The organism is Desertihabitans aurantiacus (genome assembly GCF_003344635.1).
In the GTDB taxonomy this organism is placed as follows: domain Bacteria; phylum Actinomycetota; class Actinomycetes; order Propionibacteriales; family Propionibacteriaceae; genus Desertihabitans; species Desertihabitans aurantiacus.
The window spans coordinates 1-10271 of sequence record NZ_QPKK01000136.1 but is presented as its reverse complement, the minus strand read 5'-3'; the positions used below and the strand labels follow the sequence as shown (position 1 = coordinate 10271).

The window sequence follows — 10271 nt, the reverse complement described above, 5'->3', positions numbered from 1 at the left end:
TCCGCGCCAGCCGCGGGGTGCTCTACACCTACCCGGCGCAGATCAAGATCCTGCACTGATCCCGGCGCCACGCCGCGCGCCTCGACGACCCGCCCGCACCGGTGACCGGTGCGGGCGGGTCGTGCGCGCTCAGCCGCGGTCGGCGGCGCAGCCGAGCCGCGGCGAGATCCGCTCCCACCGGCGGTCCCGGCCCGGGCGCCCGGTGCCGGTCGCCAGCGTCTCCTGCAGGGCGCAGTAGGCCGGCTTGCGCTGGTAGTCGCCCTCCAGGGTCAGCGCGTCACCCTGGCCGGGGAAGGTGCCGGGCACCCAGGAGTGCTCGTCCAGCACCCCCCAGATGGTGAAGGAGCGGCAGCCCTCGACGGCCAGGCAGGCCTCCAGCGCCGCGGCGTACCAGTCCGCCTGCCGCTGGCGCAGCTCTGGACTCAGCTGACCGTCCTCGCCGACCGGGCCGCGGATGTCGATCTCGGTGACGGCGGTGGCCAGGCCGAGGTCGTCGAAGCGCTGCAGGTTCTCCTGCATCCGCCCGTCGAAGCCGTACTGCAACCCGAGGTGGGCCTGCATCCCGAACCCGTGGACCGGGACGCCGTCGGCCAGCAGCTGCTGGATCAGGGCGTGGTAGGCGTCGGACTTCGCGTTCGGCCCCTCGACGTTGTAGTCGTTGAAGAACAGCTCGGCCTGCGGGTCCGCCTCGTGCGTCCAGCGGAAGACGTCGGCGACGATGCCGGGGCCGAGCTCGCGGATCCAGATGTTGTCCTCGGTGCGCAGCTGGCCGGCGTCGTCGAAGATCTCGTTGGCGACGTCCCACTGCTGGATGCGGCCGGCGTAGCGGCCCACCACCGTCTCCACGTGCTCGCGCAGGATCGCCCGGAGCTCCTCGGGGCTGTGGTCGCCCTGCTCCAACCAGGTGGGGTTCTGGCTGTGCCAGAACAGCGTGTGCCCGCGGACCACCTGCCCGTTCCGCTCGGCGAAGTCGACGATGGCGTCGGCCTGCTCGAAGTCGTAGCGGTCGGGCTCGGGGTGGATGTGGTTCCACTTCATCTGGTTCTCCGGCGTCAGCGAGCTGAACTGGTCGGCGAGGAACGCACGGTAGGTGGGGTCGGAGGGGAACGGCTCGGGGTAGTCGGCGGAGGTGTGGTGGCCGCCTCCGGCCACGGCGGTGCCGATCCGGAACTGGCGAGGTGCCCAGTCCCGCAGGGTGTCCAACGACTGCACCGACGGCCTCTCCTGCGGGGCGGCCACCGCCGGGGCGGTCGCGGTGGTCGTGGTCAGGGCCGCGCCGGCCAGCAGACCTGCGGCGAGGGCCGCGGTCAGGAGCCGGGGCGTCGAACGACGGTGTTCGCGCATCTGTCTCTCACTTCCTCGGGAGGGTGCAGGACGAGGACGGTCGGGAGGGGTGGCCGTCCCCCGATAGTTTCGAACGACTATCGCAACTGCAGAGCCCGAGGGTAGGCAGACGCGGGGCGCGAGGTCAACGGTCGGGGCAGAGGAGACCCCCGGCCACCGCACGCGGCGACCGGGGGTCGGGGAGCTGGACGGGCCGAGGTGGCTCAGGCCTGCGAGCCGGCGATGTTGACCATCCAGGCGACACCGAAGCGGTCGGTGCACTGGCCGAACTCGTCACCCCACATCTGCTTCTCCAGCGGCACCGACACCGTGCCCTCCGCGCTCAGCCGCTGCCACCAGCCGCGCATCTTCTCCGCCTCGTCCCCGCTCAGGCTGACCGCGAAGTTGCTGCCGGGCTGGAACTCCATGCCGGGCGGGGTGTCGGAGGCCATCAGCGTGAACCCGTCGGGCGTGGTCAGCTGGGCGTGCATGACCTTGTCGGCGCCGGGAGCGTCGGCCGGGCCGCCCATGTCGCCGAAGGTCGACACCTCGAGGTCGCCGCCCAGGGCGCCCTGGTAGAACTCCATCGCCTCGCGGGCGTTGCCGTCGAACTGCAGGTACGGGTTGAGCAACGTGGACACCGGAACTCCTTCGTTTGACCGGGACGAGGACTCGTCTGGTCGGCACGGTAGCGAGCCGGACCGACATCCGGGAGGGTCGGCGGACCCCGGCCTGGTCAGGAGGACATGGCGTCCAGCAGCTGCAGCAGGTCGTGGGCAGCCAGCTCGATCTCCTTGTGCCGCCACTCCGAGGCCCGGTAGACGCAGGCGATCAGGGCGGTGCGGTGCACCCGGCGCAGGTCGCCGTAGACGAAGGCGTGGCGGGCCTTGGTGCCCTCGGCCGCGCCGACGGTCAGCCCGAGGTGCCACTCGGCGTACTCCTCGAACGGGTGCTTCTCGAGGTACGCGTTCTGCGCCGCGGCGCCCGGCTGGACCGCGCCCCAGTCGCTGTCCAGGACGTACTGACGGGCCTCGATCCGCCGTCGGCAGGCCGCCACGGCGGCGGGGTTGACCCGGTACTCGGCCACGGGCCCAACCTAGCCCCGCTCCCGGCGTCGCAGCCGGCACCCCGACCCCTAGGACGGCGGTCGTGCCCAGCCGGGGTCGGCCCGGTCCGGGGTCGGGGTCGGAGGGGGACCGTGCCCCGATGTCCGCGGCCGTCGGCCGACCTTGGATGGGGGCATGGACATCACCCAGATCCTGCTCACCGTCGGCGCCGTCCTCGGCATCCTCCTCATCAGCGCCATGGCCGTGCTACCGACCGTCATCGACGCCGACGCCCACAACCCCCGCTGACCGCCGGCCTCCCCGGCGGAGGCGACTCCGGTCGGCGGCGTTCGGTAGCCTCGCCCCGAGTCGTCACCACCGTCTGAGAGGCAGGGCCACGCATGGCCAAGATCATCTACACCAAGACCGACGAGGCGCCGCTGCTGGCGACGTACTCCCTCAAGCCGATCGTGGAGGCCTTCACCTCGGCTGCCGGTGTGGAGGTCGAGACCCGCGACATCTCCCTGGCCGGACGGATCATCGCGCAGTTCCCCGACCGTCTCACCCCCGAGCAGCAGCAGCCCGACGCGCTGGCCGAGCTCGGCGAGCTGGCCAAGACGCCCGAGGCCAACATCATCAAGCTGCCCAACATCTCCGCCTCGGTGCCGCAGCTCAAGGCCGCCATCGCCGAGCTGCAGGCCCAGGGCTACGCGCTGCCGGACTACCCCGAGTCCCCCTCCACCGAGGAGGAGAAGGACGTCCGGGCCCGCTACGACAAGGTCAAGGGCAGCGCGGTCAACCCGGTGCTGCGCGAGGGCAACTCCGACCGTCGCGCCCCCGCCGCGGTCAAGGCCTACGCCCGCTCCTTCCCCCACCGGATGGGGGAGTGGTCGGCCGACTCCCGCACCAGCGTCGCGACCATGGACTCCGGCGACTTCGCCTCCAACGAGAAGTCGGTGGTGACCGCCGCCGAGGACACCCTCACCATCCAGCTGGTCGGCGCCGACGGCACCACCACCGTGCTCAAGGAGTCGGTGCCGGTGCAGGCCGGTGAGGTGGTCGACGCCACCTTCATGGACGCCGCCGCGCTCGAGGAGTTCCTGCGCGCCCAGGTCGAGCGGGCCGCCAGCGAGGACGTGCTGTTCTCCCTCCACCTCAAGGCGACGATGATGAAGGTGTCGGACCCGATCATCTTCGGCCACGCCGTCCGCGTCTTCTTCGCCGACGTCTTCGAGCGCTTCGGCGACCAGCTCGCCGCCGCCGGGCTGAGCCCCGACGACGGTCTCGGTGGCATCCTCAGCGGGCTGGACGCCCTGCCCGCCGACGTCCGCGACGAGGTGCGTTCGGCCTTCGAGGCGCGGATGGCCGAGCTGCCGCGGCTGTCGATGGTCAACTCGGACAAGGGCATCACCAACCTGCACGTGCCCAGCGACGTCATCATCGACGCCTCGATGCCGGCGATGATCCGCAACGGCGGCAAGCTGTGGGGCCCGCAGGGCGAGGAGGACGACACCCTCGCCGTCATCCCCGACCACTCCTACGCCGGCATCTACGCCGCGGTGATCGAGGACTGCAAGGCCAACGGCGCCTACGACCCGACCACCATGGGCAGCGTGCCCAACGTCGGGCTGATGGCGCAGAAGGCCGAGGAGTACGGCAGCCACGACAAGACCTTCCAGATCGAGGCCGAGGGCACCGTGCAGGTGGTCGGCTCCGACGGCACCGTGCTGCTGGAGCACCAGGTCCGTCCCGGTGACATCTGGCGCGCCTGCCAGACCAAGGACGCCCCGATCCGCGACTGGGTCAAGCTGGCCGTCGGACGCGCCCGCGCCACCGGCGACCCGGCGGTGTTCTGGCTCGACCGCGAGCGCGCCCACGACGCCAACCTCATCGCCAAGATCGAGCAGTACCTGCCCGAGCACGACACCGACGGCCTGCAGATCGAGATCATGAGCCCGGTCGAGGCGACGAAGTTCTCCGTCGAGCGGATCCGTCGCGGCGAGGACACCATCTCGGTCACCGGCAACGTGCTGCGCGACTACAACACCGACCTCTTCCCCATCCTCGAGGTCGGCACCAGCGCCAAGATGCTGTCGGTGGTGCCGCTGATGAACGGCGGCGGGTTGTTCGAGACCGGCGCCGGCGGTTCGGCGCCCAAGCACGTCCAGCAGCTGCAGTCGGAGAACTACCTGCGCTGGGACAGCCTGGGTGAGTTCCTGGCCTTGGCCGAGAGCCTGCGCCACCTGGCCGACTCCGAGGGCAACGAGCGGGCCCGGGTGCTGGGCGAGACCCTGGACGCCGCCACCGAGAAGGTGCTCACCGAGGGCAAGTCCCCGGCCCGCCGGCTCGGCCAGATCGACAACCGCGGCAGCCACTTCTACCTGGCGCTGTACTGGTCCCAGGCGCTGGCCGCGCAGACCGAGGACGCCGAGCTGGCCCAGGTGTTCTCCCCGGTGGCCGAGGCGCTGTCGGCCAACGAGGGCACCATCACCCAGGAGCTGCTGGACGCCCAGGGCGAGCCGGTCGACATCGGCGGCTACTACCACCCCGACGACGCCAAGGCGTTCGCCGTGATGCGCCCGTCGGCCACCTTCAACCAGGTGATCGACGACCTGCGCTGACCCGCTTCGTCCTCGACGCGCCGACCCTCCTGCACCTGGTGCGGGAGGGTCGCCCCGTCTCGGGGCCCGACCGGGGTCTCAGTGGCTGATGCTGCGGCGGCGACGGAGCTCACCGCTGGTGAAGGTGCCGATCTGGCGGGTGGCGACACCGTCGACCACGGCGCCGACGCCGCCGCCGATGAGCGGGATCCGCTTGGTCAGCAGCAGCACGCCGTTGGTGCCGCCGACCCGGGCCGCCATCTCCATGACGACCCGCTCGGCCACCCGTCGGTCGAGGTCGGGGTCGAAGACCGGGGCGGTGGCGACCGCCATCGGGGTGGTGGGCAGCACACCCTTGCGGATCAGCCGGACGATCTGGTCGCCGCCGAGCAGGCACATCACCATCGCGGTGCGGACCCGGTTGTCGTCGATGTCGTAGCCGCGCAGGTGCGCGATCGCGGCCACCATCCGGATCTGGACGGCGGCGAGCCCGGCGAGGTTGCCCGGGATCGACACCACGCTGGCGATCACGCCGCCGACGTTGGACATGAACCCCTGCGCGGAGGAGAGGGCGACGTGCTGGGCCACCACGGCGTCGATGGCGTCGTCGACCGAGCCGTGCTTCTGCAGCTGGCTCTTCGCCGCCGCCTTCGCCCCCGGCATCCCGGCGAAGCCGTCGATGCTGAGCTCGAGCACGGTGCGCAGCACGCCACCGGCCTGCCGCGTGCCGTTGCGGGCGACGGGCACCAGCCCGCGGGCGAAGTCGCCGACTCCCATCTGCAGTCTCCTCTGCTCGGTGCTGCCGCACCTCGCGTCGGGGTCCGGCGCGCCCAGCCTACGCAGCGCCGTGTGGCGACCGGACCGCCGCCGTCCCTGATCGGACCCTGAGCCCCGGCCCGGCTCCGGGGCTGGGGCAGGATGGAGGTCATGGAGCTCTCGACCTTCGGCGACGACGAGGTCTGGCCCCGGCAGGACCTCATCGGTGTGTCGGCCGAGGTCGACGAGACGCTGGTGGTGGAGGCCTACACCCGCGGGGTGTTCCCGATGCCGCTGGAGGACGGGGTGGTCGGCTGGTTCTCGCCGATGGAGCGCGCCGTGATCCCGCTGGACGGGCTGCGGGTCACCCGCTCCATGCGCAAGAGCGCCCGCCGCTACCGGGTCACCGTCGACCGCGACTTCGAGGGCGTGATCGGGGGTTGCGCCGACCCGTCGCGGGACTACGGCTGGATCGACGAGCGGATCATGACCGTCTACGGCTCGCTGCACCGGCGCGGGCTGGTGCACTCGGTGGAGGTGTGGGACGCCGAGGACCGGCTGGTCGGCGGGCTGTACGGGCTGGCGCTGGGCGGGCTGTTCGCCGGTGAGTCCATGTTCCACCACCCCGAGCTCGGCCGGGACGCCTCCAAGGTGGCGCTGATGCACCTGGTGCAGCGGCTGTCGGCCGACGGCGCGGAGCGGCTGCTCGACGTGCAGTGGCGCACCCCGCACCTGGACTCCCTCGGTGCGGTCGGGGTGAGCCGTGCCGGCTACCTGCGCCGGCTGCACGCCGCGCTCAAGGCCCCGCCCGCGGACTGGAGCTCCTGAGGTGGCCGCGGACGTCCGGCTGGTGCTGCTGGCCGACACCCACCTGCCGAAGCGGGCCAAGCAGCTGCCGACCCCGGTGTGGGAGGCGGTCGAAGGGGCCGACGTGGTCGTGCACGCCGGGGACTGGGTCGAGGCGGCGCTGCTGGACGAGCTGGAGCAGCGGTCGGCGCGGCTGGTGGCCTGCTACGGCAACAACGACGGACCGGAGCTGCGGTCGCGGCTGCCGGAGGTGGCCCGGGCCGAGGTCGGCGGGCTGCGGCTCGGCGTGGTGCACGAGACCGGCGCCGCGCAGGGCCGTGAGACCCGGATAGACCAGCGCTACCGCGACCTGGACGTCCTCGTCTTCGGCCACAGCCACATCCCCTGGGACACCACCACGCCGGCAGGCCTGCGGCTGCTCAACCCCGGCTCACCCACCGACCGCCGCCGCCAGCCGCACTGCACCTACCTGACCGCGGTGGTCTCCGGCGGCCGGATCGAGGTCGAGCTGCACCGGCTGCCGCCGCGCAGCTGACGCACCCGGAGGGCCGGAATACATACCCCATGGGGGTATGTTGGTGGGGTGTCCGGGACTCCGCCCGGAACCTCACGACCCACGGAGGGCGCCATGACCTCGAACCACGCCGACCACGCGCACGCCGGCCACGCGCACGCCGGCCACGCGCACGCCGGGCATGAGGGGCACGGCGGCGGAAGCATCCGGCCGATGGCGCTGGCGGCGACGCTGCACTGCCTCACCGGCTGCGCGATCGGCGAGATCGCCGGGCTGATGATCGGCACCGCGCTCGGGCTGGGCACCGGCTGGACCATCGTGCTGGCCGTCGGCCTGGCCTTCCTGTTCGGCTACACGCTGTCCACGCTGCCGCTGCTGCGGGCCGGCGTCGGTCTCGGTGCCGCGCTGGGCGTCGTGCTGGCCGCCGACACCCTGTCCATCGCCACCATGGAGGTGGTCGACAACGCGGTGATGGCCCTGATCCCGGGCGCGATGGACGCCGGTCTGGTCAACCCCGTGTTCTGGGTCGGCATGGCGATCGCCCTGACCGCCGCGTTCGCGGCCGCCTACCCGGTCAACGTCGTGCTGCTGCGCCGGGGCCGGGGGCACGCGCTGACCCACCGCTACCACGACGCGCCGGCGCCGACCGGCGCCCGGCGGTTCATCCCGGCCCTCGCGACCTCCACCCTGGTGGCGGCCCTGGGGGCGTTCCTGCTCGGCGGTCTGGTCGTCTCGCTGGCGGTCTGAGCCGCTACTTCAGCAGCCGTGACATCCGTCGGTCGGCCAGCTTCTTGCCGCCGGTCTGGCAGGTCGGGCAGTACTGCATCGAGGAGTCGGCGAAGCTGACCTCGGCCACGGTGTCCCCGCACACCGGGCAGGGCTGCCCGGCCCGTCCGTGCACCGCCATCCCCGACTTCTTCTCCCCCTTGAGGTCCTTGGCCGCCATCCCGGCCGAGCGCTGCACCGCGTCGGCCAGCTCGGAGCGGATCGCGGCCAGCAGCACGTCGCGCTCCTCGTCGGTGAGTGAGCTGGACGCCTTGAAGGGGCTCATCCGGGCGGCGTGCAGGATCTCGTCGGAGTAGGCGTTGCCGATCCCGGCCAGCACCCGCTGGTCGCGCAGCACGCCCTTGAGCTGGGCGCGCCCGGCCGCCTCGAGCACCGCGTCGAGCTCGGGACGTCCGAACTCCGGGGCCGTCGGGTCCGGGCCCAGCGAGGCGATCCCGGGCACCTGGTGGGGGTCGGTCACCACGTAGACGGCGAGCTTGCGCTGGGTGCCGGCCTCGGTGAGGTCGAACCCGGAGTCGTCGTCGAGGACCACCCGCAGCGCCAGCGGGCCCTTGCCGGGACGGGCCGGTGTCGGCGGGATCGACTCGCGCCAGCGCAGCCACCCGGCCCGGGCCAGGTGGGTCACCAGCCACACCCCGTCCACGTCGAGGGCGAGGAACTTGCCGTAGCGGTGCACGCCGGTGACCTCCAGCCCGTGCAGCGCCGACAGCGGTGGGTCGAAGGTCTTGAGCGCGCTGAACGCGGTCAGCTCGGCGCGGGCGACGACCCGTCCGACCGCCCTCTCCGACAGGAAGGACCGCAGCGACTCGACCTCGGGCATCTCCGGCATGGGCCCATCATCACCCACGGCTCCGACACCCGGCAGGGGTGCGCGCTCAGGCGGGGGAGTCGGCGGCCCAGGTCCAGGGGTAGGCCGGGTCCTCGCAGGCCACCGCGGCCTCGCCGAGCTCCAGCGGGGCGAAGGTGTCGACCATCACGGCGGACTCCTCGAACTCCTGCACCCCCAGCGAGGCCTCGATCGCCGAGGGCTGCGGGCCGTGGGCGAACCCGCCGGGGTGCAGCGAGATCGAGCCGAGCCCGATGCCGGAGCCCTTGCGGGCCTCGTAGTCGCCGCCGACGTAGAACATCACCTCGTCGGAGTCGACGTTGGAGTGGTAGTAGGGGACCGGGATGCTCAGCGGGTGGTAGTCGACCTTGCGCGGCAGGAAGTTGCAGACCACGAACCGCTCACCCTCGAACACCTGGTGCACCGGCGGCGGCTGGTGCACCTTGCCGGTGATCGGCATGTAGTCCTCGACGTTGAAGGTGTAGGGGTAGAGGCAGCCGTCCCAGCCGACCACGTCGAAGGGGTGCGTGGCATAGCTCATCGCGGTGCCGACGAGGCCGGCGGAGGTGCGGTGCTTGACCAGCACCTCGACGTCCTCGCCCTCCACCAGCAGCGGCTCACCGGGCCCGTGCAGGTCGCGCTCGCAGTAGGGGGCGTGCTCGAGCAGCTGGCCGTAGCGCGACAGGTAGCGCCGCGGCGGGGCGATGTGGCCGCTGCCCTCGATGGTGTACAGCCGCGACGGCTCGGCGGGGCACCAGCGGTGGGTGGTGGCGCGGGGGATGAGGACGTAGTCGCCGGTGCGGTAGGGCACCGTCCCGAAGACCGTCTCCACGATGCCGCTGCCGGCCTCGACGTAGACGCACTCGTCGCCGACCGCGTCGCGGTAGTACGGCGAGGGGTCGGTGCCGGTGAGCACGTAGCCCATCCGGACGTCGGCGTTGACCAGCACCAGCCGTCGCCCGGTGACCGGGCAGGCTCCGCCCTTGGCGTCGAGGTCGTGCAGACGCAGGTGCCGGGGCCTGAGCGGGTGGTTGGGGGTGCGGGTCTGGTCGGGCAGCTCCCACGGCTCGCTCGCCACGACCGCCGAGGGCACACCGCGGTGGTAGAGCAGCGAGGAGTCCGAGGAGAACCCCTCCTCGCCCATCAGCTCCTCACGCAGCAGCCGGCCGTCCTCGCGGTGCTGGGTGTGCCGCGTCCGCGGCACCGCGCCCACCCGACGGTAATAGGCCATGACGCCTCCTCGGTTCGCTCAGCGAACGGTCTGTTCTCTCACTGCATCCTCGGTTAGGCTGCGGGGCGTGTCAACGTCCGACGCCACCGCGCGCGGGCCGGGTGACCCGTGCTGGCGGGCGCTGGTCGATGACGCCGCGCTGTTCCCGCCCGGGGACGCCCCGCTGCCCGCGGCCGTGGCCGCCCACCGCCGGCACCGCGCGGCCTGGTACGCCCCGGTGGTGGGGCCGTTCGTGGTGGCTGACCACCGGCTGGAGGAGCTCGGCGCCGCCCTCGACGGTGACTCGTTCCCCTGCGTGCTCGTCGTCCGCGGCACCGTGCCGGACGCGCTGGCCCGGGCCGACCGGGCGGGGGCGCCGGTCGCCGCGGTCGAGGTGGCGGTG

The 10271-nt window shown here is 72.4% G+C and carries 10 protein-coding genes and 1 pseudogene; 5 read left to right on the top strand and 6 right to left on the bottom strand.

Features of this window, described 5'->3' with window-relative positions; translation table 11 throughout:
- Positions 1-129 precede the first annotated feature (129 nt).
- The 3 genes from DVA66_RS11890 to DVA66_RS11880 all read right to left on the bottom strand — a co-directional run bounded on the left by DVA66_RS11890 (position 130) and on the right by DVA66_RS11880 (position 2410).
- The gene (locus tag DVA66_RS11890; protein WP_114560281.1) at positions 130-1344 is read right to left on the bottom strand and encodes an endo-1,4-beta-xylanase; all 1215 of its coding nucleotides are present in this window, start codon (positions 1342-1344) and stop codon (positions 130-132) included.
- A 203-nt stretch (positions 1345-1547) separates the two neighbouring features.
- Positions 1548-1964: a VOC family protein gene (locus tag DVA66_RS11885; protein WP_114560280.1), complete on the bottom strand. Its 417-nt coding sequence runs from the start codon at positions 1962-1964 to the stop codon at positions 1548-1550.
- A gap of 95 nt (positions 1965-2059) precedes the next feature.
- Positions 2060-2410: a hypothetical protein gene (locus tag DVA66_RS11880; protein ID WP_114560279.1), complete on the bottom strand. Its 351-nt coding sequence runs from the start codon at positions 2408-2410 to the stop codon at positions 2060-2062.
- 360 nt (positions 2411-2770) lie between these two features.
- Here DVA66_RS11880 and DVA66_RS11875 point away from each other — a divergent pair, with 360 nt between their 5' ends.
- Complete coding sequence (locus DVA66_RS11875; RefSeq protein ID WP_114560278.1) at positions 2771-4990, top strand: NADP-dependent isocitrate dehydrogenase; 2220 nt, start codon at positions 2771-2773, stop codon at positions 4988-4990.
- Between the two features lie 78 nt (positions 4991-5068).
- Here the strand turns inward: DVA66_RS11875 and DVA66_RS11870 are convergent, their stop codons facing one another.
- Positions 5069-5746 carry an EcsC family protein gene (locus DVA66_RS11870; protein ID WP_114560277.1) on the bottom strand — a complete coding sequence of 226 codons (678 nt, stop codon included), beginning with the start codon at positions 5744-5746 and terminating at the stop codon, positions 5069-5071.
- A 150-nt stretch (positions 5747-5896) separates the two neighbouring features.
- On the opposite strand from DVA66_RS11870, the gene aat reads away from it, so the two are divergent.
- From aat to DVA66_RS11855, 3 genes are all read left to right on the top strand, one after another.
- Complete coding sequence (gene aat, locus DVA66_RS11865) at positions 5897-6553, top strand: leucyl/phenylalanyl-tRNA--protein transferase (protein ID WP_232821924.1); 657 nt, start codon at positions 5897-5899, stop codon at positions 6551-6553.
- 1 nt (position 6554) lies between these two features.
- Positions 6555-7067, top strand: a complete 513-nt coding sequence (locus DVA66_RS11860; protein ID WP_198671692.1) for a metallophosphoesterase family protein — start codon at positions 6555-6557, stop codon at positions 7065-7067.
- Between the two features lie 93 nt (positions 7068-7160).
- Complete coding sequence (locus tag DVA66_RS11855) at positions 7161-7793, top strand: DUF4396 domain-containing protein (protein WP_232821923.1); 633 nt, start codon at positions 7161-7163, stop codon at positions 7791-7793.
- Positions 7794-7797: 4 nt separating this feature from the next.
- On the opposite strand, the gene DVA66_RS11850 is transcribed toward DVA66_RS11855, so the two are convergent.
- Positions 7798-8661 (bottom strand): Fpg/Nei family DNA glycosylase, encoded by an 864-nt coding sequence (locus DVA66_RS11850; RefSeq protein WP_114560275.1) that lies wholly within the window; start codon positions 8659-8661, stop codon positions 7798-7800.
- 46 nt (positions 8662-8707) lie between these two features.
- The gene (locus DVA66_RS11845; RefSeq protein WP_114560274.1) at positions 8708-9889 is read right to left on the bottom strand and encodes a homogentisate 1,2-dioxygenase; all 1182 of its coding nucleotides are present in this window, start codon (positions 9887-9889) and stop codon (positions 8708-8710) included.
- Between the two features lie 67 nt (positions 9890-9956).
- On the opposite strand from DVA66_RS11845, the pseudogene DVA66_RS11840 reads away from it, so the two are divergent.
- A pseudogene (locus DVA66_RS11840) lies at positions 9957-10271 on the top strand (hypothetical protein); the annotation flags it as partial.